This is a genomic window from Streptomyces sp. NPDC127038, assembly GCF_042725875.1.
Lineage (GTDB): Bacteria > Actinomycetota > Actinomycetes > Streptomycetales > Streptomycetaceae > Streptomyces.
This window is the reverse complement of the sequence record NZ_JBHXDQ010000009.1, coordinates 98,630-121,089: the sequence shown is the minus strand read 5'-3', so window position 1 is coordinate 121,089 and position 22,460 is coordinate 98,630. Positions and strand designations below refer to the sequence as shown.

The following is a 22,460-nucleotide window of genomic DNA, read 5'->3' as shown; positions in this document are numbered from 1 at the left end:
GAGATGTCCGCCTCCCCGCCTTCAGTCGTTCCCACTGTCGTCGAACAGTCCTCTCGCGTTCTGCAGACCTACGAGGTGGATCCCGGCCTGGTCCCGGAACACGCCAACGGGGAACGCCGCATCACACAGGGCGGATACGGCGATCGTCAACTCTTCGAACTGGTACAGAACGCGGCCGACGAAATCGCCTCCCGTCCCGGAGGAGTCGTACAGGTCGTTCTCACGGCCACGCATCTGTACTGCGCGAACGAGGGAGACCCGGTGACGCCTGAAGGCGCCGAGACGATTCTCCGAATGAGCATGTCGCGCAAGCGCGGTGGCCAGATCGGGCGTTTCGGCGTGGGCGTGAAATCCGTTCTGGTCGTCACGGACGCTCCACAGTTCTTCAGCACCTCGGGGTCCTTCGGTTTCGACCGCGAGTGGGCCCTGGAAAAGATCCGTGCGGTTCCCGGCGTACGGGAGCGGCTCGGTGAAGGCTTCGAGGCACCGGTGCTGCGCATGGCCCGCCCTCTCGACATGGACGCCGAACGCGCGCAGGATCCCGTGCTCGACGAGTTGTCTGGCTGGGCCACGACCGTCGTACGACTGCCGCTGCTGCACGGTGCCGCCAACAGGTTGGCGCTGGACATGCACGGCGGTCGCACGACCGCCGGATCGTCGCGCGAGGAGTTCCCTCTCGGATTCCAACTGCTTTCCCCTCACGTGGCGAAGGTGGTCCTCGAGGACCGCCGGCCGCTTCCGGCCGTCCGACGTGTGTTGACCACCGACACATCGGGAAACCTGCACACCGTCGTGGAGGAGCGGACCGGCAAGCCGACGATCAAGGCGGACTGGCGGGTGTTCTCCACCACCCACGAACCCGGCCCCGCAGCCCGCGCCGACGCCGGTGAACTGCACGATCGTCTCGCTCTGGACCTCGCCTGGGCGGTGCCCTCGCTGGAGAAGGACCCGAAGACCGGGCTCCACGTCAGCCCGCAGGCGCGGGGGCGGGGACGCTTCTGGTCCTTCTTCCCCACCAAGTACGAGATGTCCCTGAGCGGCATCCTCAACGGCGCCTGGAAGACCAACGAGGACCGGCAGAACCTGCTCGACTCGTCCGCGTTCAACGAAGAGATGATCAAGGTCTCGGCGTCGCTGGTGGTCGACTCCCTTGCCGGCATGGCACCCGCCGAGGATCCTGCCGCCTACCTTCCGCTGCTCCCCGGCCGTGTGAAGGAAGCCGTCAGCTGGGCCGACGAGTTCCTGACCCGGGAGATCTGGGCGCGGACGGCCGTCCGACCCTCGCTGCCCGATCAGGACGGAGTGCTGCGGCGTCCGATGGAACTGCGCGTTCCGCCGCGACTCGACAAGGATCGGCACGCCGGCTGGACGCGGATGTGGCACGAGTCCCCCGGCCGCCCGTCGAACTGGCTGCACCCGAACGCCGAGGCGGACACCCTGCGTTCGGGCAAGGTCGAGCACATCCTCGGTGCTGCGGCGCACAGGCGGGCCGACGTGCGCGAGTGGCTCGAGGCATTGGTCGAGGGGGGCGGCGCCGAGGCGTCCGCCACGGCGATCCGACTGGTCGCCGAGATGGTCGAGACCGGATCGGCCCACGCCGAGGAGGCCCGCAGGGCCAAGATCGTGCTCACCGAGGAGCACGGTCTCGTCCCGCCCGTGCCCGGCCAGGTGTTCCGGCGGGCGGACGAGGACGGACTGCGGGAGTCGCTGGTGTACGTGGTCGGCGAGATCGCGCGGGACCCGGGGCTCGCCTCCGCGCTCAGTCTCCTCGGCATACACGAGGCCGACGTCGAGGGGCGATTCGTCAGCGTGCTCGACCGCGGCTTCGACGGCTACGGGAACGCCGAATGGGAGCGTTTCTGGGACCTGTTCCGCCAGGCCGGGGGACGTCGGCTGACCCCCACGGTGCTCCACCACGTGCCGACCGCCCGCGAGACCCTGCGCGTGCGTACCGCGGACGGCAGGTTCCGCCCCGTACGCGACGCGATGCTGCCCGGCACCGTCGTCGACCCGGCACGCGATCCGGCCATCGCCGTCGACATGAGGTTCCACTCCGACGACCTCGCCTTCTTCCGCGAGATCGGGCTGCGGGAACGCCCGTCGACCGCCGTGCGTCCGGAGGGCGAGGCCTGGTTCGAGGAGTACCGGGAAGCCGTTCACACCTCCTACCTGCGAAGCCTGGACAAGCAGGCACCTCGCCCGGCCATCGGACGCATGAAGGTGGAAGGATCCGCGATCGGCGGCCCGCTGCATCTCTTCCGGTCGCTGTCGGAGGAGTCCCGTGCGGCCTTCCTGAAAGCGCTGCCGGACGACGCCGTCGTGGACAACTGGACGCGACAGATCGGCGCGCAGTCGAACACCCGACAGGCCGTGATGTCGCCCATCCGCTGGATGCTCAGGAAGTTCGGGACCGTCGCCACATCTCAGGGCGTCAAGCCCCTGAGCGAAGCGGTCGGCCCCCAACTCGCCGCGTACCGCGATGTGCTGCCCGTCGCCGACCTCTCCCCGGAGAAGGCTCGCAAGCTGCGCCTGCCGACGACCGTCGACGACGTACCCGGCGAGCGCTGGCAGACCCTCCTGTCCGAGGTGGCCCGGAGCGAGGACGACGCGTTCGTCGGCAACACCTACGTGATGCTCACCCGCTTCGGCGCGGAGTTCCCCGAGGACACACTGACTCGCTGCCGGATCGGGGACGACTGGGACACCCGCCCCGACGACGAGATCACCGTCGCCGTCGGCGCGGCCGAGTACCGGGCACTGCGCACGGAACAGGTTCCCGCCCTGTTGGTGGTGACCGCCGAGGACGCCGAACTGATGGTCGACAAGTGGGGCATGAAGCGCTTCGCCGACAGCATCACGCGTGAGACCCGCGAGGTCCCGGACGGCGACCCCGTCCCGCTCGTGGAGCTGTACCCGGCCCTGCGTCAGCGCCTGAACAGCGGCAACCGGAACACCTCGGTGCAGCGGTGCTCCGAGCTGGAGGAAGTGACGCGCACCCCCAACGGTGCGAAACCACGCCCGCTGGACGCTGTCCGCCAGGGCGACACGATCCGCGTCCGCGTCCCCCTGGCACCCGAACCGATGCTGCGCCTGATCGACCGCGAGCTGGAGCTCGGGCTCGGCGCGGCCGGCTGCCGGGCGGTGCTGGAGCAGCAGGAGCGCATGGCGCGCGACAGTGCCACGAGGGCGGCGCTCAAGGCCGTGCGCGAGGCCGAGGACGTGGTCACCAAGATCGAGCTGCTGATCGGCGCCGAGGCGCTGCGCTCCGGACTGCCCGAGGGGCTGATGGAGGCCGAACTGCTGGAGACCGAAGGTGCCGAACCGTCCGGGCACAGGATCGCGCAGATGGCCTTCAACGCGCACGGGGACGGAGTCCTTCAGCAGCACGCACGGGATGTCCAGGCGAGGTACCCCAACGCACCGGTCGCCTACGGCGGTTCCTCGGCCGCGGTCACGTTCGTGTCGGACCTGAAGCTCCCTGCGGCCTTCGCGGGCGCCAGGACTCCCTCGCCGCCCGCCTTCGAGACGGTGGACGGACCACGGGACTTCCCGCGGCTCCACGCCTATCAGGAGGATCTGGTCCGCAACATCATGACCATGCTGGACCGGCTCGCGCCTCAACGCGCGATGCTGTCGTTGCCCACCGGCGCCGGCAAGACCCGCGTCACCGCGGAGGCCGTGATCCGCTGGGTCAAGCAGGCCGGTGACCTGGAGGGCCCGCTGCTGTGGATCGCGCAGACCGAGGAGCTGTGCGAACAGGCCGTACAGAGCTGGAAGTTCGTATGGAGCAAGGTCGGCGCCGAACAGCCGCTCACCATCAGCCGGCTGTGGGGCAGCAACGAGGTCGGTGACGTCGTGGACCACCCGCACCTGGTCGTCGCGACGGACGCCAAGCTGGAGCGTTGCCTGGACACCGACGCGTACACATGGCTGCGACAGGCCTCACTGGTGATCGTGGACGAGGCGCACACGGCCGTTTCCAAGCGATACACGCAGATCCTCGGGCAACTGGGGCTCACTCAGTACGAGACCGGTCGGCATCTGCTGGGCCTGACCGCCACCCCCTTCCGCAACACCAACGAGGAGGAGACCCGTCGCCTGGTCGGCCGCTTCGGCAACCGTCGCCTCGACGAGGGGGTGTTCCCCTCGGGCGACCCGTACGCCGACCTCCAGGAGTGGGGGATGCTCGCGCAGGTCGAGCACCGCACTCTGGAGGGCGGTCTGATCGAGCTGACCCGGGAGGAGAAGGCACAGGCCGACCGGATGGCGACACTCGCCCGTGCCGCAGAACAGCGTCTCGCCGACGACCACGCCCGCAGTCGCCGCATCGTCGACGCGGTCGCCGGCCTGGAGGCCTGGCCGACCCTGCTGTTCGCCACCTCCGTGGACCATGCCAAGTATCTGGCGGCCATGCTGAACGACCGCGGGATCTCGTCCGCCGCGGTGGACTCCACCACCAGCTCCCAGGATCGGCGCCGACGGATCGAGGACTTCCGGGCCGGCCGGATCCGGGTGCTCACCAACTACGGCGTCCTGACCCAGGGATTCGACGCGCCCGCGACCCGCGTGGTGGTGGTCGCCCGACCCGTGTACAGCACCAACGTCTACCAGCAGATGATCGGTCGCGGGCTGCGTGGTCCCAAGAACGGCGGCAAGGACACCTGCCTGATCCTCAACGTCGCCGACAACATCTCCAACTTCGACACCCAGCTCGCGTTCACCCAGTTCGAGCACCTCTGGAGCAGAAAGTGACCGACGCCTACCTCGACAGCCCCCCGCTCACCGACGAGCAGCGAGCCGTGGTCGCGCAGCCCTGGGACGCGCGTGTCCTGGTCACAGCCGGGGCCGGCGCGGGGAAGACACACACCCTGGTGCGCCGACTCGACGCGTTGTGCGGCGACGAGGACCCTGACCAGGCGTTGGAGGCCGCCGAGATCCTCGTGCTCACCTTCTCCCGGGCCGCCGCGCGGGAGTTGCGGGAGCGGATCTCCCGGCACGGGGAACGGGCACGTCGGGTGCGGGCCCGGACCTTCGACTCGTGGGCCTACGAAGTGCTCCTCCAGGCGCATCCGGACGGCGAGTGGGGATCCGTCGGCTTCGACGAGCGGATAGCCGCCGCGACCCGTGCGGTCGAGAAGGGTGCGCTGGAGATCGGCGACACCGTGCCCCCGGCCCATGTGGTCATCGACGAGGTGCAGGATCTGCTGGGCGGCCGCCGCGAACTGGTGGAGGCTCTCCTCGACCGGTACCAGGACCGTTGCGGCTTCACCGTCGTCGGTGACGCCGCCCAGTCCGTGTACGGCTTCCAGATCGCGGACCTGGACGAACGCGCCGACGAGACGGGTCGGTTCTTCGACTGGCTGCGCTGTTCCTACCCCGACGATCTGGTGGAGTTGCGTCTCACCCGCAACTTCCGGGCGATCACGGCCGAGGCCCGCGTCGCCCTGGCGCACGGTCCTCGGCTCCAGCGGATCGCCGACCCGGACGCCGCGGGAGCGCTCTACGACGAGCTGCGCGACCTTCTGCTGGACCCGGCCAACGGCACGGGCGACCTCGGCGACGAGTTCACCCTGGACGGCCTGCGCGACCTCTCCGACACGTGCGCCGTCCTCACCCGTGACAACCGGCAGGCTCTGGTGGTGTCCGGTCTGCTGCACGCGCACGGCGTCGAGCACAGGCTCCGCCGCCCGCTCGAGGATCGGCCCGTGCCGTACTGGGTCGCGGAGCTGTTGCGTCGCACGGAGGCGACCGGTCTCGCCGAGGACCGGTTCCGTGCGCTCCTCACGGAGATTCCGCTCCCCTTCGAACCGAACACCGACGCACTGTGGACGGTGCTGCGTCGCATCGCGCGCGGAGCCGGTCGCGGTGTCCTCGACCTGGACCGACTGCGCCGTGCGGTCGCCGACGGCAGGTTCCCCGACGAGGCCGCCGATCCGGACGCCGCCCGGATCGTCGTGTCCACGGTGCACCGGGCCAAGGGGCTCGAGTTCGACCGGGTGATCGTGCTGTCTCCCCCGACGGTCGCCGAACTGCACAAGCGCCACAAGGACGACCTCGACCTCCCTTCCGAGGCCCGGGCGCTGTATGTGGCGATGACGCGCGCCCGCCACGACCTGTACCACGCGCCCGCTCCCGAGCTGCCGCACTTCAGGAGCACGGGACACCAGAAAGGCGGGCGCCGCTTCGTCGGGTCGTGGCGGTCGTACGACAGGTTCGGGATCGTGACCGAAGCCGGTGACGTGTGTCGCGACGATCCACCGGGTCACGAGACGGACGCCCTCGCCACGCAGACGTACCTGCTGGAACGGGTCCGCCCCGGCCAGAAGGTGGTGCTGCGCAGGCGCCACGACGTGCCGCTGGGCGAGACACAGAGCCCGCCGTACGTCCTGCTGCACGAGGGACGGGAGATCGGCGAGACCTCCCGGGCGTTCCGGGAGGACCTCTTCCGGGTGCAGAAGGTGAGCCGCACCTGGGATCCCTGGTGGCCCGACGAGATCCACGACCTGTGGATCGACACCTTGGAGACCGTGACGGGAAGCACCGCCGCCGGCGCCAACGCCGGACTCGGTGACCGGGGCCTGTGGATCGCCCCGCGGATCACCGGCATCGGCCGGTACCGGAGAGCCGACGACAACGAGGAGAAGAGCGCATGACGCAGGGATCAGGTCGGCACTCCGAGCACTATCGGGTCCGCGACGAGGAACTTCTGGCGGGGCTTCGCCGTGAACTCCTCGGCCCCACCGAGAGCTCCGAGTCGCACGACCGGAACGAGGTGCTCACCCAGGACGCACCGATCGACCGCTATCTCACCGGTGTGCTGTACCCGCGCGCCTCGAAGGAGCGCGAGGCCGAGCTCTCCGCCGAACAGAACGGCCAGGACACCACCTCCGTTCCCGCCCGCGACGACGCCGAGGAGGCCGGTGCCGCACAGGACGTCGGCGCCGCGGGGGACAGGCGGCCCTCCTCCATGGGCCTGACCTTCGCTGTCGACCCGACGATCAGCGGGACGATCGTCGTCTCGTCCCGCGCGGCCGTGTACGAACCCACCGATGCCGAGGGCAACGCGATTCCCGCCCGCCGGGCCGAGGCCCGTACCACCGCCGAACAGCGCGAACGGTGGCGGCGCACCGAACTGGAGCTTCCGGCGCAGCACATCGACGTGACCGCGCCCGCACCGGGCGAGACGCGCGTACTCGTCCGCGAGAAGGTCGACCTGCACGTGATCGTCCGAGGCCTCGACCCGAGGACCGACACGGTCACGGTCACCGTCACGCTGATCAACAAGCAGAAGATCGGTGAACGGGACCTCCAGGACGCCTTCTCCCTGTTCCAGTGCGGGTTGACGGTCCGAGCCGTCGACGGCTCGGACGCGTTCGTCGAACGGTCCGCCCCGAACTCGGCCCAGGACCCGGAGGTCGCCACCAGTCGGCTGCTGCATCGGCACGCCCCGACCTTCGCCGTCGGACACGGATGCTCCGCCGAATGGGACTGGACCCCGCCGCAGATCGGGATCACCGACACCTCGCCAGCCGCTGCTGTCGCCGAGGTGCGGAGCCAGTTCGTACCGACGGTCGAGGTCCTGCTCACCGACTCGAACCCCGAGATCGACAGCTCGGCGCTGTCCATGCTCGGATTGGCCGAGAACGGCGATATCAGGGTGCTGGACGCACTGGAGGACCTCGCCGCCGGCTACGAACAGTGGATCGACCGCAAGGCCGACGAGGCGAAGGCTCTGGCGAGCACCCACCACGAGAAGCCGGCGCAGGACCAGGTCGAAGCCTGCCGCGAGGCGCTCGACCGGATCCGCGAGGGCATCGAGCTGCTGCGGACCAAGCCCGAACTGATGAAGGCGTTCCGGCTCGCCAACCGGGCCATGGCGGACCAGCGCGCCCGCAGCGCCTGGGTGAAGGGCGGGCGCGTCGGTGCCCCCGACCCGGCCGCCGGTCGCTGGCGGCCCTTCCAGATCGCGTTCGTGCTGCTCTGCCTGGCCGGCATCGACGACCCCGACCACCGCGACCGCGACATCTCCGACCTGCTCTGGTTCCCCACCGGAGGCGGCAAGACGGAGGCCTACCTGGGGTTGATCGCCCTCACGTCGTTCCTGCGTCGTATCCGCAAGGGGGCGGACGGCGGCGGCGTCACCGTCCTCATGCGCTACACGCTGCGGCTCCTCACGCTCCAGCAGTTCGAGCGGGCGGCGATCCTGCTCTGCGCGATGGAGGACATGCGGCGCCGCACGGACGAGCTGGGACGTGAGGAGTTCTCCATCGGCATGTGGGTGGGCCGTTCCGCCACGCCCAACACGCTGGCCGAGGCCGGGCACAAGCTGGCCGAGCTCCGAGCCAATCTCGACAAGCGCCTCGCCACCGAGAATCCCGTCCAACTGCACGCCTGCCCCTGGTGCGGTACTCGCCTCGACGCCCGCCACTACGAGGTCGACGAGGACGCCGTGCGGATGCGCGTGCGCTGTCCCGGCACGAACTGTGCGTTCGCCGACGGCCTGCCCGTGCACCTGATCGACGAGGCGGTGTACGACGCCCGACCGACCCTGGTGATCGCCACCGTCGACAAGTTCGCCTCGATGCCGTGGCGTCCGGCGACCTCGGCCCTCTTCAACCTCGACGACCCCGACGGCGGAACCCCTCCCCCGGAGCTGATCGTCCAGGACGAATTGCACCTGATCTCAGGCCCGCTGGGGACCCTCACCGGCCTGTACGAAACAGCCGTGGACGCGCTCGCCGGCAAGCCCAAGGTGATCGCCTCCACCGCGACCATCCGTCGCGCCGCCGACCAGGGTCGCCACCTCTTCGCCCGTGGCGTGAGGCAGTTCCCGCCCGCCGGCCTGGACGCCCGTGACTCGTGGTTCGCGGTCGAGACACCGCGCGAGGAGAAGGCGAGCCGACGCTACGTCGGACTTCTCGCGCCCGGCACCAGTCAGTCCACCTTGCTGATCCGTACGTACGCCACCCTTCTGCACAGGGCCAAGCACGCCGAGACGGTGGCCGAGGTACGCGACGCGTACTGGAGTCTGGTCGGATACTTCAACAGCCTCCGGCTGCTCTCCGCGGCCGAACTCCAGGTCCATGACGACGTGGTGGCCTATCTGGAGCTGCTGGCCGAACGCGAGGAGGTGGCGGTCCGCTCGGTCGCCAACTACTCGGAGCTGACCAGCCGCGTCGACGCCAGCGAGATCCCCACCCGCCTCAAGGGCATTGAGAAGAAGCTCCCCGACGAGGACACGGTGGACGTCCTGCTGGCCACCAACATGATCGCGGTCGGAGTGGACGTGGATCGCCTCGGCCTGATGGCCGTGATGGGACAGCCGCAGACGACCGCCGAGTACATCCAGGCCACCAGCCGGGTCGGTCGCGCGCACCCCGGGCTGGTGGCGGTCATGCTCAACTCGTCCCGTTCACGGGACCGATCGCACTACGAGGGCTTCCAGCACTTCCACTCGGCTCTCTACCGCGAGGTCGAATCGACCTCCGTGACACCGTTCTCCGCCCGCGCTCGCGAGCGGGGCCTGCACGCGGTGATCGTCGCTCTCGCCCGCATCCTGATCCCGGCGGCGCGCCCCAACGAAGGCGCCGGCCGGATCGATTCGTACGAACACGTCGTCCGCGGCCGTATCAGGTCCGTGCTCCTCGACCGTGTGGCCGCGGTCACCCCGGAGGAGGCCGGCGCCACGGCCCAGGCCTTCGACGAGTTCGTCGACTGGTGGTGCGAGGAGGCCGACATCCACAGCGGCCTGCTCTTCGAACCTCGCAGGGGCAGTCGTGCCCCCGCGCTCCTCAAGACGTACGACGACGAGTCAGCGACTGCCCAGGGGATCTCCACGTTGTGGAGCCTGCGCGACGTCGATGCCGAGTCCGCCCTGTTCATGGAGGGAACCCGATGACCCCGCCCCCCGCCCGTCGCCGCCGGAACGCCGCGAACGGCAACGCGCCGGCCCACAACCTCCCGCGGCGCGGTACGGTCCGCCGTGCTCAGGCGATCACCACGTACGGCGTGGGATCGCTCATCGCCGTCGACCAGGAGTCCTTCGTCGTCTCCGGTCTGGACGGGGCGGACGAGAGCTGGAGCCTCGACGAGTCCCCGCGCATCCACGAACGGCGCCTGGCCCGTCTGCTCGACGTCGACTACTTCCGGCTGCCGCCCGCCTCCGACGACGGCAGCAAGGACGGCCTGCGCGTCCGGCGCTTCCCGTTGATGCACTCCTGCCCCGAGTGCAACGAACTCCAGCGACACCGAGACTTCAACCCCCCGGCCGGTCGCAGTGTCTGCGGCACGTGCGAGGTCGACCTCGTCCCCTCGCGTTTCGTGGTCGCCTGCGAGGCCGGACACCTCGGAGAGTTCCCTTACTGGCAGTGGGTGCACCGCTCTCCCGACCGGGGTGCCTCGGCAGCCGGCCAGTGCGGCGGGAAACTCATGCTGCGCACGTCCGGGCGTACCTCCTCGCTCCGCTCGATCATCGTCTCCTGCACCTGCGGGCAGGCACCCGAGGTGTCGATGGAGGGCTCGTTCCGCAGGAACGCGCTGAAGGACCTGGGGCTCACGTGCAGGGGAACCCGCCCGTGGCTGGGCACCTCGGCTCCCGCGTCGGACTGCGGACTCCCGCTGCGCACGTTGCAGCGTGGTTCCTCGTCCGTGTGGCAGCCCGTGCTGAAGTCGGCCCTCTCGATCCCGCCGTGGAGCGACGGCCGTGGAGATCCGCTCGCCGAACACTGGGACGCGCTCCGCCAGTACGACAGTCGGGAGCACGTCGAGTTCCACCTCAGGGTCGTCTTCAAGGGCGAAGCGTGCCCCGTCCCATTGGACGAGGTGATGGCGCTGCTCGACGCGGAGCGCGAGGAGGACCCCGACGGCGATGCGGAGCCGACCTTCGACCACCGCTACCGCGCGCTGCGCGAAAAGGAGTACGAGCGTCTCCGCTCGGGCAACCGCGAGAGCGAGCAGTCCCGCGACGAGCAGTTCGTCTGCGAGGCCCCCCTGGGTGACCAGAGCGTTCTGGGTCCGCTCGGCATCAGCGGCCCGATGCTGGTCAAGAAGCTGCGCGAGGTGCGCGCCCTGAAGGCGTTCACCCGGCTCGTCGACGCCGAGTCGACGACCGGGGCGAAGGAGATGCCGCTCTCCGATTCCCCGCTGCGCTGGCTCCCCGCGATGGAGGTGCACGGTGAGGGAGTCTTCCTCCGCCTGGACGAGGACCGGCTCGACGGTTGGGAGAAGACGACTGCCGTGGCCGCACGGATCGAACGGATGCGCACGGCGCATCAGCGGGCACTGGAACAGCGCGCAGACGATCCCACTCGGGTCGCCCCCTCTCCGGCCACCCCTCGCATGGTGCTGTTGCACACCTTGGCCCACATCCTCATCAACGAGTGGAGCCTCGAGGCGGGCTACCCGGCCGCGTCCTTGCGGGAGCGCCTGTACGCCGCCGACGACATGGCCGGGATACTCGTCTACACGGCCACGAGCGACTCGGCGGGCAGTCTCGGGGGTCTCGTCGCACAGGGTGAGCCGCAGCTCCTCGAAGGAACCCTGCGTTCAGCCGTCCGTCGCGCCGAGTGGTGTTCCTCGGATCCCCTCTGCATGGAGACGGTGGTGTCCGGCGCCGGTGGGACGAACCTCGCCGCCTGTCACGCCTGCGTGATGCTCCCCGAGACGAGCTGTGAGCACAACAACATCCTGTTGGACCGCGCGCTGCTCGTAGGGACCCCGGAAGACCCTGAGCTGGGCTTCTTCGCCGACATGGTGGCCCGCTGACGCCGAGGGAGAAGGTCGGGCTGCTTCGAGCACACCGTCAGGGGCTCGAAGCAGCCGCGGCCTCCGCTGCACGACGTCAGGACGCGTCCGACAGCAGATCGTCGGCCAGGGGATATCCCATGGTCCTCGCGGCCGCGACGACCTCGGGGACGGAGGCTTCGGGGTTGAGTGCGGCGACCAGCGTGCGCTCGAGCGGGCGCAGCTCGTACACCTGACGAAGTGCCTCGATGTCCACCGGCACCTCGTAGTAGTCCTCGGCGAAGCTCCTGAACGCCTCCGGGGTCGGGTCCAGGAGGAGTTCGAAGAGCCAGCTCGAACCGTCGGGATCCTCGTGGGGCGCGGGGAAGGTGATCCGGCCGGCTTGCCAGGACGGAGCGTTCGTCTCGCGCCACAGGCACACCGTCACCACAGGGCATCCGTTCTCGTCCATGAACGCGGGCTCGGCCACGTGACGCCGGAAGACCTCGGGCACCGAGTCCAGCACACCCGGCCAGGGCTGTGGCACGTCCTCGTGGCGGTACGGGCTCAGAGGGGACTCGTGGTCGAAGCCCCGGATGTACGCGCCTTCCGGGGCGAAGACGATGTCGTACTCGTCGCCCGAGCCATTGCGCATCGAGGCCGCCTGCTCGGTCTCCGACCACCGGGCGCTGTACGAGTGGACGCACTCGCCGTCGGGATTCAGGATCACCTCGGCCATGGCCATCGACCGGCAGAGGTTCTTCAGGGTGTCGATGTCGGGCAGGGCACCGGCGATGTCTGGGGCTGTCATGCCACCCATCCAATCGGGTGGCACCGACAGTCGGCCCCGGGTGCCGGGGCCCGAGCACGCCCCGGCTGCGGCAGGGCGCTAGCCTCGGGGAACGGACTAGGAGGCAGTCATGGCGAAGGTACCGGCCGCGGTGGTGGCCGCCGGGGGGCTTGTCGGTGGGTACGGTGTCGCCCGGTGGACGCGGAAGCGGCAGCTCGGCGGGGTCGTCCTCGCCGTCGCCGGCGTCGCCGCCGCCCGGCAGTGGAAGCAGGAGGCCGGCGGGGTCGCCGCCGGAGCGCTGACCGCCGGGTACGTCGCCGCGTTCGCCGGGTCGCATCCCCTGGCCAAGAAGGTCGGCGCCTGGCCCGCCGTCTTCGGTGTCGCCGGCGCCATGGCCCTCGCCTCCTGGGCCGTCGCAGACCGTCGCGGCTGAGGCCCCGTACAGGGCGCGCATCGGATCGGATCCGTCTGCGCCGCTGAGCCTCAGGAAGCCGGGTCCTCCGTGCCGCGGAATGCCCGGCGGTACGCGTACGGGCTCGTCCCCACCACCCGTCTGAAGCGGTCCCGGAACGCCGTCGGGGAGCCGAAGCCCGCCTGGGCGGCGATGCGTTCCACCGGGTACGTGGTCGTCTCCAGGAGGTACTGGGCGCGGCGGACCCGGGCCCGGTGCAGCCACTGGAGCGGGGTCGTGCCGGTCTGTTCGCGGAAGCGGCGGTTGAGGGTACGGATGCTCGTGCCCGCGTGGACCGCGATGTCCTCCAGGGTCAGCTCGCGCTCCGCGTTCTCCTCCAGCCACGCCAGAAGCGGCTCCATGGTCGCGCCCGCCGGGGCAGGCGGCCGGCCGTGGACGATGAACTGGGCCTGTCCGCCCTCCCGTTCGAGCGGCATCACGGACAGCCGGGCCGCGTGCGCCGCGACCGCCGAACCATGGTCCTTGCGGATCATGTGCAGGCACATGTCCAGCGCCGCCGCCGCGCCCGCCGAGGTCAGCAGCCGGCCGTTGTCGACGTAGAGCACGTTCGGGTCGACGGTCACCGCGGGGTGCCTGGCCGCGAGTTCCCCGGCCGCGGCCCAGTGCGTGGTCGCCCGCAGCCCGTCCAGCAGGCCGGTCGCGGCCAGGACGAACGCGCCGACGCAGACCGACGCGATCCTGGTGCCGTTCGCGGCCGCCGCGCGCAGCGCCTCCGCGACGCCCGGCGGGAGGGGAGCGGACGGGTCGGCCACGCCCGGCACGATGATCGTGTCCGCCTCCGCCAGGGCCTCAAGGCCGTACGGGGCGCGCAGGGTGAACGCGCCCGCGCTCACCTCCGCGTCCGCCGTCACCGAGCACACGCGCGTCCGGTACGCCGGGCTGCCGTCGGGCAGCCGGGCCCAGCCGAAGGTGTCGATCGGGGCGGCGAGATCGAACGGGATGACCTGGTCGAGGGCCAGTACGGCCACGGTGTGCATGACCGGAGTCTAGGTGTACGACGGGATCTCGCCATGTGGGTACACCTGCTGGATCCATGGTCTGTCCGCTTCGAGCAGACCTCCAGGGCCTGGCCAGAATCCGTTGGGTCCTGGCAGAAGTGCCACTTCTCCATGATCCGCCCGAGCATCTACCGTCACCCCGTGACCAAGTTCCTCCTCGCCGTCCACGTCATCGCCGCGATCGTCGCCATCGGGCCCGTCACCGTCGCCGCGAGCATGTTCCCGCCGGCCGCGCGCAAGGCGCTCGAAGCGCCGGACGACCCGGGTGCCCTCGCCACCGTCCGGCTGCTGCACCGGATCTGCCAGGTGTACGCGGTGGCGGGTGTCGTCGTGCCCGTGTTCGGGTTCGCCACGGCGAGCGACATGGGGGTCCTCGGCGACACCTGGCTGATCGTCTCGATCGCGCTGACCGCGCTCGCGGCCGTCGTCCTCGGCCTGCTCGTCCTGCCCCGGCAGAGCGCGATCCTGGAGGGAACGGCGGGCGGGACCACCGTGGATCGCGCCGCGACCGTGCGGCTCGCCATGTTCACCGGGATCTTCAATCTGCTGTGGGCCGTCGTCACCGTCTTGATGATCATTCGGCCGGGGTCCACGACGGGCGCCTAGCCGGTCGGGCGGCACCCGTTCCGGACACGGCCACCGGGCCCTAGGATCCCGCCATGGACGCGAACCAGCAGCAATCCCCGGCGGGCGCCTACCTTGCCTTCGTGGAACGGCAGTTGACCGCCGACGGGTGTGCCACGCGGTGGGAGGACTGGGCCGGGGTGCCCGTACTCGTGGGACGGCGGGGCGAGTTCCGGATGCGGTGGATGGGGACGAAGCTGCACCTGTTCACGGTGGCCGCGGCCGTCCCGGAGATAACCGTGCCGGCCATCTCCGGGTTCACCGACCAGGTGATGAAGTACGCCAAGGACACCAAGGGCGGTCTGCCCGTCGGCTTCCAGAACGGCATCGGCGCCTTCCCGTTGCTGGTCAGCGACCGGGTCGATCCGGCGGCCGTGCAGTGGGCCGAGGCGCAGCAGCGGGTCAAGTTCGCCTGTATGACACGGCCCGTCGTGGTCGACAGTTCGCGTCAGTACGTGGGGATGTACCGCGGCAAGCCGATGATCGGGCGCGTCTACGCCTCGTACTTCGATCAGAAGGGCGCGGCGTACTTCCACGGTCAGGGGCAGTGACCGTGCCGCCCGGCCGCCCGGGGCGTCTCACCAGCGGCCCGCAAGGGCCAGTTCCTCTTCCCCCGCGTCCATCAGATCCGGCCTGAACTGCCGTGCCACCGCGCTCGCGACCAGCACCGCCGCGGCGCCGAGCAGCGTGACGGCCGCCCAGGTCAGCGGCCAGGCGTCGGCGAAGCCGTCCGGGGGTCCTGGATGGGTCCGCAGGGACACGTAGAGCAGGGCGGCAGGAGGGGCCGCGACCAGGAGCAGGGGCCAGGCCAGCGCGTCCCTGAGTCCGAAGTGGACGGCCAGGAGCAGCAGGACGGCGGCGAGGGCGAGGACGCCCGTGCCCGTCACCGGGGTGGTCTCCACCTCGGAGCCGGGGGACGCGGGGCGGTTGCGCAGGTCCCAGGGGAGACAGGCGAGATACGCCGCGCAGGACAGGGCGGCGCCGAGCACACGCGTCAGCCAGCGTTCCGGCCAGGGGCGCGTTCGCAGGGGGCGGAGCAGCTTCTCGGTCATGCGTACGAGGGTCGCGCGCAGGGCGGGGCCGCGACAGAGTACGCGTACTCAGAAACACCGGCGCCCGGCCCGCTCAGCCCGCCCGTGCCGCCGGGGCCGACGACGAGGTGCCGGCCGGCGCGGAGGCCGTCGACAGCGGGGCGGCGATGTCCTCCAGGGAGCGGCCCTCGGCCCTGACCGCGAGGAACACGGCGACCAGGCCCGCGGCGCACATCAGGGAGGCGCCGATCTGGAACGCGAGCACCGTGTCGGCGACGACGCCGGACTTCGTGAGGTCGGCGAAGACCAGCGGGCCGCTGATACCGCCGGCCGCGGTGCCGATGGCGTAGAAGAAGGCGATCGCCATGGCCCTGGTCTCCATGGGGAAGACCTCGGAGACGGTCAGATACGCGCTGGAGGCGCCCGCCGACGCGAAGAACAGCACCACGCACCAGCAGGCCGTCATCGTCACCGCGTTCAGGGAACCCTGGTCGAAGAGCCAGGCGGTGACGAAGAGCAGCAGACCCGAGATCAGATAGGTCGAGGAGATCATCACGCGGCGGCCGACGGTGTCGAAGAGCTTGCCGAGCAGCAGCGGGCCGAGGAAGTTGCCGGCCGCGATGACGGCGAAGTAGTAGCCGGTGCCGCCGGTGGGCACGTCGAAGAACGTGGTCAGGATGGAGCCGAAGCCGAAGGTGATGGCGTTGTAGAGGAACGCCTGGCCGACGAAGAGGGCGAGGCCCAGCGCGGCCCGCTTCGGGTACGTGCCGAAGACCGTCCTCGCGATGGCGCCGAACCCGATGCCCTTGCGCTGCTCGATGGTGATGTCGCCCTGCGCCGCCGGCAGCGGTTCACCCCGTTCCTCCTCGATCTCCTCCTCGACGGAGGCGACGAGTTCCTCCGCCCGATCGCCGCGGCCGTGGATGAACTGCCAGCGCGGGCTCTCCGGAACGTGCCGCCTGACCAGCAGGATCACCAGGCCGAGGACCACTCCGAGGCCGAACGTCAGCCGCCAGCCGAGGTCCTCGGGGAAGATGTCCGTGTTCAGCATGACGATCGACAGCAGCGAACCGCCGATCGCGCCGAGCCAGTAGGTGCCGTTGATGATCAGGTCGACCCGGCCGCGGAACCGGGCGGGGATGAGCTCGTCGATCGCCGAGTTGATGGCCGCGTACTCGCCGCCGATGCCGAAGCCGGTGAGGAAGCGGAAGGTGAAGAACCACCAGGCGTCGAAGGACACGGCGGTCAGGGCCGTCGCCGCGAGGTACACGGCGAGCGTGATCATGAAGAGTTTCTTGCGGCCGTGACGGTCGGTCAGCCACCCGAAGAACAGGGCGCCGGCGCAGGCACCCGCCACGTAGAGCGCCGCCGCGACACCGGTGACCTGTGCCGAGGAGATGGACAGACCGCTGCCCGGCTCGGAGAGGCGGCCCGCGATGTTGCCGACGGTCGTGACCTCCAGGCCGTCCAGGATCCAGACGGTTCCCAGGCCGATCACGATCATCCAGTGCCAGCGGGACCAGGGCAGGCGGTCCAGCCGGGACGGCACGTCCGTGGTGACCGTGCCGGTCGCGGCGGGGCCGGGGGCCGGTGCGGCGGGGACTGGCATGAGGTTCCCTCTCCGTCGGGTGAACCCCGGCCGGGTTCCCGCCTCCCGGCCGGTTAAGCCCCCAGCGCGCGCGACACCACGTAGATCAGCAGTCCGGCCAGCGAGCCGACCACCGTGCCGTTGATCCGGATGAACTGGAGGTCGCGGCCGATGTGCGCCTCGATCTTGCGGGTCGTGTGCTCGGCGTCCCAGCCCGCGACCGTGTCCGTGATCAGCGAGGTGATCTCCTTGCGGTACGTCGTCACCACGTACACGGCGGCGCCCTCCACCCAGCTGTCCACCTTGGCCTGGAGCTTGGGGTCGGTGGCCATCCGGGCGCCCAGGGACAGCAGGGAGGCCCGCACGCGCAGCCGCAGTTCACTGCGCTCGTCCTCCGCCGCCGACACGATCATCGACCGTACGGCCGTCCAGGCGGAGGCGATGAGGTCCTGGACCTCGCCGCGGCCCAGCACCTCGCCCTTGAGGCGCTCCACGCGCGCGCGGGTGTCGGTGTCGGACTGGAGGTCGGAGGCGAAGTCGGTGAGGAACCGGTCCAGGGCCCCGCGGGCCGGGTGGGACGGGGAGTCGCGCATCTCGGTGACGAAGCGCAGCAGTTCCTTGTAGACCCGCTCGCCGACCTTCCTGTCCACGAAACGGGGGGTCCAGCCGGGCGCGCCGCCCTGGACGGCGTCCATCACCTGGGCGTCGTGGAACACCAGCCAGTCGTGGGCGCGGGTGACCACCAGGTCGACGAACCGCCGGTGACCGCCGTCCACGACGATCTTCTCCAGCATCTTGCCCATGCCGGGCGCGATCTCCTGGGCGTCCGCGCGGCGGGTGATCGCCTCCCCGACGACGGCCTGGACGTCGGAGTCGCGGAGCACGGTCAGCGCGCCCCGCAGGGCGGCGGCCAGTTCGGCCGTGACCCGGTCCGCGTGGTCGGGGTCGGCGAGCCAGGCGCCGAGTCTGCTGCCGATGCCCACCGCGCGCAGCCGCTGGCGGACCACCTCCTCGGAGAGGAAGTTCTCCCCGACGAACTCGCCCAGCGAGACGCCCAGCTGGTCCTTCTTGGTCGGGATGATCGCGGTGTGCGGGATGGGCAGGCCGAGCGGGTGCCGGAACAGGGCCGTGACCGCGAACCAGTCGGCCAGCGCGCCGACCATGCCCGCCTCGGCGGCCGCCGCGACATAGCCGGCCCAGGGGCCCGCGCCCGTGTTGGAGGCCCACTTGGCCAGGACGTAGACGAGGGCGACGAACAGGAGCAGACCGGTGGCGGTCGCCTTCATCCGGCGTACGCCCCGGCGCTTCTCCTCGTCGGCGGGGCTGAAGGTGTTCATCGTCCGGCCCGGTGGCGCGGCGGAGGCCGCCGAAGCACCCGCCGAAGCGCTTCCGGGGCTCGCCGCGTTCGCGGTCCCTCCGGCGCTGCTCGGGGTCCGCCCGTTCGCGGTCCCTCCGGCGCTGCTCGGGGTCCGCCCGTTCGCGGTCTCCCCTGCGCTCCTCGGGGTCCGCCCGTTCGCGGTCTCCCCGGCGCTCCCCCGGGCCCCCGCGTTCGCGGGGTCGTCCGGGCGGGCATGCTGCCCGATGCCGTCCGGGTCACCCGAATTCGTGCGTTCCATTCACTCCACCCGTTCGCCGGCCACGTCACACCCCGTGCACATTGTCCCTTTCTCCTCTCTTCCTGACCGACTCCTGGAACGCCCGGGGAGTTCCCGGCGTCTGTCCTGACGGGGAATCGACCAGGGGAACCTCAGGGTCCCCCCAGGGGGCGCGTCGGGGTCCTTCCGGTCCATGACGCATCATGGAGTGATCCCATCGGAGCCTCGCGCTCCCTCGTCCGAGGAGACACGCACCGCATGACCAAGCGTCACGGTTATGCCCTGCTCGCCGCGATCCTTGCCGTGGTCGTGGTCCTTTCCGCAGCCATATACGTCGGTGTCGCGGCCGACGACGGCCACGCCGCCAAGGCCGCCGTGACCGGTGGCCGCACGTCGCACGACGCCGCACCCGCCTCCACCGGCACCTGGGTCGGCGCCTGGTCCGCCTCCCCCGTCGGAGCCGAGCCCGGCACGGAGCCGGACGGACTCGCCGGCCGCTCCGTGCGCAACGTCGTGCACACGGCCGCCGCAGGTACGAGTGCCCGCATCACGCTGTCCAATCTCTTCGGACGGACCCCGCTGGTCGTCACGCACGCCACGATCGCCGTCGCCGCGACCGCGAACAACGCCGCCGCCGCGGCCGACACCATGCGCCGCCTCACCTTCGACGGCTCCATGACGGTCACGGTCCCGGCGGGACGACAGGTCATGAGCGACGCCGTCCGCGTACGCATCCCGCACGGCGTGGACGTCCTGGTCACGACGTACTCCCCGACCCCCTCCGGCCCCGTCACGTACCACCCGCGCGCCCAGCAGATCTCCTACGTGGCCGAGGGCGACCGCACGGAGGACGTGAGCGCCGCCCCGTACACCGAACAGAGCCCCTACTGGCGCTACCTGACCGCCCTCGACGTCCTCAGCGACGACGCCTCCGGCACCGTCGTCGTCCTCGGCGACTCGCTCACCGACGGCGTCACCTCCACCGTGGGCGCCAACCGCCGCTGGACCGACGTCCTCGCGGAGCGGCTGCGCGCCTCGGCCGGATCCGGCGACACACCCCGCTACAGCGTCGTCAACCAGGGCATCAGCGGGAACCAGGTCCTCCCCGCGGGGGCCGGCCGGCCGGCCGACAGCCCCAGCGGACTGAGCCGGTTCGGACGGGACGTGCTCGGCCGCACCAACGTCAAGGCCGTCGTCGTCGACCTCGGCGTCAACGACATCCTGCGCAACCCGGACCAGGTCGACCCGCGCACCGTGACCGACGGTCTGCGCGCCCTGGTACGGCGGGCCCACGCCCGCGGACTGCGGGTCGTCGGCGCCACCCTGATGCCCTTCCGGGGGCACCGCGGCTACACCCCCGCGCGGGACGCCGTACGGCAGGCCGTGAACGCCGAGATCCGGGCCGGGAAGGTGTACGACGCCTACGTCGACTTCGACGCGGCGCTGCGCGACCCCTACGACCCGCGCCGGCTGCGCCCCGACTACGACTCCGGCGACCATCTGCACCCGAGCGACAAGGGCTTCCGGCGGATGGCCGAGGTGTTCGACCTCAAGGCCCTGAAGGGCTCGGTCCCGGCGGACCTGTGACCCGGCGGATCCGAGCCCGGCGGACCTGTGATCGGGCGTGACCGGCGGACCAGTGCGCCGACGTGACCCTGCGGCGGACCTGTGACCCGGCGGAGTGCCGTTCAGTAGCCGCCGCGCCGCCGGTCGCGGTCCTCCCGGCGCTCGCGGTGCCGCTCCCTGCGCTCCTCGTGACGCAGCCGCCGCTCCTCATGACGCTCACGGCGCTCCTCGTGCCGCTCACGGATCAGATCGCGGGCCTCGTCGAGCGCGTCGAACATGTCCCCGAGGCCGTCCTCGCGCGAGCCCCGCAACTCCTTGCGGCCCTCCCGGCGCTCCAGCTTCTCCTGCCGGCGCTCCTCCTTCAGCCGCTGGCGCTCGGCACGGGTGAGCTTGCGCTCGACACCCACACCGCCCCAGAACGCGAAGCCCGTGACGACCACCCGGGGCGCGCCCGGGTCGCCCGGCCTGCCCTCCTCGCGGTGGTCGAAGCCGCCCATGATGCCGATGCCGCGGACCACGACCTCGACCCCGGGCGGCACGACGACGTTCAACCCGCCCATGAAAGCCACGCAGTTGATGATCACCTCGCGGTCCGCGAAGTTCGCCTCGCGCAGGTCGATCTCGCCGCCGCCCATGAAGGCGAAGGAGTTGAAGCGCCGCGGCACCGTCCAGCGTCCCTTGCGCTCGAAACCGCCGAGGACCGCCACGCCCCACGAGGACGAACCCTCGCCGCCGACGATCCGCGAACCCCAACTGCCGTCGTCCACCGGCTGCTTGACCATCGAGATCCGGGGAGCGGACGGCGCCGACCCCGGCAGGTCACGGGTGATAGGCGCCAACTCCCCGTATGTGCGGGCCGCGTACGTCGCCTCCAGCCGCTCCTCGAACTCCTCCATGTCGAGACGGCCCTCCGCGAGGGCGTCCCTCAGCTGTTCGGCGACTCGTTCACGATCGGCGTCGGAGGCACGCAGCTCCGGGAGTTCGTCGGTCATGGACAGCAGCCTACGAGGTCCCCCGTCCGCGTGCTATCCGGCCCGCCCTCCCGAAATCCTCCCTACGACACCGTCTTCCCCGCGTACATACGGCTGATGACCGCCTCGATGTCCGGCTCCCGCACCGAGAGGTCAACCAGCGGATACTCCGCCGCGATCCGCGCCACCAGCGGAGCCGCCGACGCCGAGGCCGGGAACGCCAGCCACTGGCGCGGCCCCTCCACCTTCACCACCCGCGCCGACTCCAGCTCGATCGGCGGCAGTTCACGCTCCAGGTCCACGACCAGGGTCCGCTCGCTCTCCCCCACCTCGTGCAGCCCGCTCAGCGCCCCGTCGTACATCAGCCGCCCGTGGTCGATGACCATCACCCGCCGGCACAGCTGCTCTATGTCGGTCAGATCGTGCGTGGTGAGCAGGACGGTCGTGCCGCGTTCGGCGTTCAGGTCCCGCAGGAACTCCCGCACCCGCACCTTGCTCACCACGTCGAGCCCGATCGTCGGCTCGTCGAGGTAGAGCACCTCGGGATCGTGCAGCAGCGCCGCCGCGATGTCGCCGCGCATCCGCTGCCCCAGCGACAGCTGGCGCACCGGCACGTCCAACAGGGCTCCCAGTTCCAGGAGTTCGACACACCGGTCGAGGTTCTCCCGGAACCGCGCGTCCGGCACCCGGTACATCCGGTGCATGAGCCGGTACGAGTCGATCAGCGGCAGGTCCCACCACAGCGTCGTGCGCTGCCCGAACACGACCCCGATCCGGCGCGCCACCCGGGTGCGCTCGCGGGACGGGTCGAGACCCGCGACCCGCAGCCGCCCGGCGGACGGCGTGAGGATGCCGGTCAGCATCTTGATGGTCGTCGACTTCCCGGCACCGTTGGGGCCGATGTAGCCGACCATCTCACCGCGCCCGACGGTGAACGAGATCGAGTCGACGGCCCGCACCTGCCGCCGCTCCCCCCGCAGGAACCCCGTCCTCTTGCGCACGTCGAAGACCTTCTCGACCCCGTCGAGCTCGATGAACCCGCCCCCGGGCCCCGGGTCCCCGCCCGCACCCGCCGGCTCCCTGTCCGCAGCGATGGCCACCACC

Annotated in this window: 15 protein-coding genes; 8 read left to right on the top strand and 7 right to left on the bottom strand. The window is 70.7% G+C overall.

Annotated features, from left to right (window positions below; genetic code table 11):
- Nucleotides 1-3: 3 nt before the first annotated feature.
- Genes ACFWI4_RS09875 through drmB form a run of 4 tightly spaced genes read left to right on the top strand, consistent with a single transcriptional unit; the run spans nucleotide 4 to nucleotide 11,763 of the window.
- Nucleotides 4-4,752: a DEAD/DEAH box helicase gene (locus tag ACFWI4_RS09875; RefSeq protein ID WP_387193158.1), complete on the top strand. Its 4,749-nt coding sequence runs from the start codon at nucleotides 4-6 to the stop codon at nucleotides 4,750-4,752.
- Nucleotides 4,749-6,653 (top strand): UvrD-helicase domain-containing protein, encoded by a 1,905-nt coding sequence (locus ACFWI4_RS09870; RefSeq protein WP_387193018.1) that lies wholly within the window; start codon nucleotides 4,749-4,751, stop codon nucleotides 6,651-6,653. Before ACFWI4_RS09875 ends, ACFWI4_RS09870 begins: the two co-directional genes overlap by 4 nt.
- Nucleotides 6,650-9,898, top strand: coding sequence for a helicase-related protein (locus ACFWI4_RS09865; protein ID WP_387193015.1), 3,249 nt, complete (start codon nucleotides 6,650-6,652; stop codon nucleotides 9,896-9,898). The genes ACFWI4_RS09870 and ACFWI4_RS09865 overlap by 4 nt, the downstream gene beginning before the upstream one ends.
- Entirely contained in the window at nucleotides 9,895-11,763 is a 1,869-nt protein-coding gene (drmB, locus tag ACFWI4_RS09860) for a DrmB family protein (RefSeq protein ID WP_387193012.1), read from the top strand. The genes ACFWI4_RS09865 and drmB overlap by 4 nt, the downstream gene beginning before the upstream one ends.
- Before the next feature lie 76 nt (nucleotides 11,764-11,839).
- Here drmB and ACFWI4_RS09855 read toward each other — a convergent pair whose 3' ends face one another.
- Entirely contained in the window at nucleotides 11,840-12,532 is a 693-nt protein-coding gene (locus ACFWI4_RS09855; RefSeq protein ID WP_387193009.1) for a hypothetical protein, read from the bottom strand.
- A gap of 109 nt (nucleotides 12,533-12,641) precedes the next feature.
- On the opposite strand from ACFWI4_RS09855, the gene ACFWI4_RS09850 reads away from it, so the two are divergent.
- Nucleotides 12,642-12,944 (top strand): hypothetical protein, encoded by a 303-nt coding sequence (locus ACFWI4_RS09850; RefSeq protein WP_385407687.1) that lies wholly within the window; start codon nucleotides 12,642-12,644, stop codon nucleotides 12,942-12,944.
- A 50-nt stretch (nucleotides 12,945-12,994) separates the two neighbouring features.
- On the opposite strand, the gene ACFWI4_RS09845 is transcribed toward ACFWI4_RS09850, so the two are convergent.
- Nucleotides 12,995-13,960: a GlxA family transcriptional regulator gene (locus ACFWI4_RS09845; protein WP_387193006.1), complete on the bottom strand. Its 966-nt coding sequence runs from the start codon at nucleotides 13,958-13,960 to the stop codon at nucleotides 12,995-12,997.
- A gap of 162 nt (nucleotides 13,961-14,122) precedes the next feature.
- On the opposite strand from ACFWI4_RS09845, the gene ACFWI4_RS09840 reads away from it, so the two are divergent.
- Together ACFWI4_RS09840 and ACFWI4_RS09835 are read left to right on the top strand one after the other, a co-directional pair.
- Nucleotides 14,123-14,587 (top strand): hypothetical protein, encoded by a 465-nt coding sequence (locus ACFWI4_RS09840; RefSeq protein WP_385407691.1) that lies wholly within the window; start codon nucleotides 14,123-14,125, stop codon nucleotides 14,585-14,587.
- A gap of 53 nt (nucleotides 14,588-14,640) precedes the next feature.
- Nucleotides 14,641-15,156, top strand: a complete 516-nt coding sequence (locus ACFWI4_RS09835) for a levansucrase (protein ID WP_387193002.1) — start codon at nucleotides 14,641-14,643, stop codon at nucleotides 15,154-15,156.
- A gap of 27 nt (nucleotides 15,157-15,183) precedes the next feature.
- Here ACFWI4_RS09835 and ACFWI4_RS09830 read toward each other — a convergent pair whose 3' ends face one another.
- The 3 genes from ACFWI4_RS09830 to ACFWI4_RS09820 all read right to left on the bottom strand — a co-directional run bounded on the left by ACFWI4_RS09830 (nucleotide 15,184) and on the right by ACFWI4_RS09820 (nucleotide 18,840).
- The gene (locus tag ACFWI4_RS09830; protein WP_387193000.1) at nucleotides 15,184-15,657 is read right to left on the bottom strand and encodes a hypothetical protein; all 474 of its coding nucleotides are present in this window, start codon (nucleotides 15,655-15,657) and stop codon (nucleotides 15,184-15,186) included.
- A gap of 73 nt (nucleotides 15,658-15,730) precedes the next feature.
- Complete coding sequence (locus tag ACFWI4_RS09825) at nucleotides 15,731-17,245, bottom strand: MFS transporter (protein ID WP_387192997.1); 1,515 nt, start codon at nucleotides 17,243-17,245, stop codon at nucleotides 15,731-15,733.
- A 53-nt stretch (nucleotides 17,246-17,298) separates the two neighbouring features.
- Nucleotides 17,299-18,840 (bottom strand): DUF445 domain-containing protein, encoded by a 1,542-nt coding sequence (locus tag ACFWI4_RS09820; RefSeq protein WP_387192994.1) that lies wholly within the window; start codon nucleotides 18,838-18,840, stop codon nucleotides 17,299-17,301.
- A 237-nt stretch (nucleotides 18,841-19,077) separates the two neighbouring features.
- On the opposite strand from ACFWI4_RS09820, the gene ACFWI4_RS09815 reads away from it, so the two are divergent.
- Nucleotides 19,078-20,406 (top strand): SGNH/GDSL hydrolase family protein, encoded by a 1,329-nt coding sequence (locus ACFWI4_RS09815; protein WP_387192992.1) that lies wholly within the window; start codon nucleotides 19,078-19,080, stop codon nucleotides 20,404-20,406.
- Nucleotides 20,407-20,507: 101 nt separating this feature from the next.
- Here the strand turns inward: ACFWI4_RS09815 and ACFWI4_RS09810 are convergent, their stop codons facing one another.
- Together ACFWI4_RS09810 and ACFWI4_RS09805 are read right to left on the bottom strand one after the other, a co-directional pair.
- The gene (locus ACFWI4_RS09810) at nucleotides 20,508-21,377 is read right to left on the bottom strand and encodes a DUF1707 domain-containing protein (RefSeq protein ID WP_387192989.1); all 870 of its coding nucleotides are present in this window, start codon (nucleotides 21,375-21,377) and stop codon (nucleotides 20,508-20,510) included.
- Between the two features lie 62 nt (nucleotides 21,378-21,439).
- Nucleotides 21,440-22,450 carry an ATP-binding cassette domain-containing protein gene (locus ACFWI4_RS09805; protein WP_387193155.1) on the bottom strand — a complete coding sequence of 337 codons (1,011 nt, stop codon included), beginning with the start codon at nucleotides 22,448-22,450 and terminating at the stop codon, nucleotides 21,440-21,442.
- Nucleotides 22,451-22,460 lie beyond the last annotated feature (10 nt).

What these genes read in the sequence shown, in the direction of transcription:
- ACFWI4_RS09875 (WP_387193158.1), top strand. Translation starts at nt 4, where the DNA reads ATGTCCGCCTCCCCGCCTTCAGTCGTTCCCACTGTCGTCGAACAGTCC.
- ACFWI4_RS09820 (WP_387192994.1), bottom strand. Translation starts at nt 18,840, where the DNA reads ATGGAACGCACGAATTCGGGTGACCCGGACGGCATCGGGCAGCATGCC.
- ACFWI4_RS09845 (WP_387193006.1), bottom strand. Translation starts at nt 13,960, where the DNA reads ATGCACACCGTGGCCGTACTGGCCCTCGACCAGGTCATCCCGTTCGAT.
- drmB (WP_387193012.1), top strand. Translation starts at nt 9,895, where the DNA reads ATGACCCCGCCCCCCGCCCGTCGCCGCCGGAACGCCGCGAACGGCAAC.
- ACFWI4_RS09810 (WP_387192989.1), bottom strand. Translation starts at nt 21,377, where the DNA reads ATGACCGACGAACTCCCGGAGCTGCGTGCCTCCGACGCCGATCGTGAA.
- ACFWI4_RS09835 (WP_387193002.1), top strand. Translation starts at nt 14,641, where the DNA reads ATGGACGCGAACCAGCAGCAATCCCCGGCGGGCGCCTACCTTGCCTTC.
- ACFWI4_RS09850 (WP_385407687.1), top strand. Translation starts at nt 12,642, where the DNA reads ATGGCGAAGGTACCGGCCGCGGTGGTGGCCGCCGGGGGGCTTGTCGGT.
- ACFWI4_RS09865 (WP_387193015.1), top strand. Translation starts at nt 6,650, where the DNA reads ATGACGCAGGGATCAGGTCGGCACTCCGAGCACTATCGGGTCCGCGAC.
- ACFWI4_RS09855 (WP_387193009.1), bottom strand. Translation starts at nt 12,532, where the DNA reads ATGACAGCCCCAGACATCGCCGGTGCCCTGCCCGACATCGACACCCTG.
- ACFWI4_RS09815 (WP_387192992.1), top strand. Translation starts at nt 19,078, where the DNA reads ATGACCAAGCGTCACGGTTATGCCCTGCTCGCCGCGATCCTTGCCGTG.
- ACFWI4_RS09825 (WP_387192997.1), bottom strand. Translation starts at nt 17,245, where the DNA reads ATGCCAGTCCCCGCCGCACCGGCCCCCGGCCCCGCCGCGACCGGCACG.
- ACFWI4_RS09830 (WP_387193000.1), bottom strand. Translation starts at nt 15,657, where the DNA reads ATGACCGAGAAGCTGCTCCGCCCCCTGCGAACGCGCCCCTGGCCGGAA.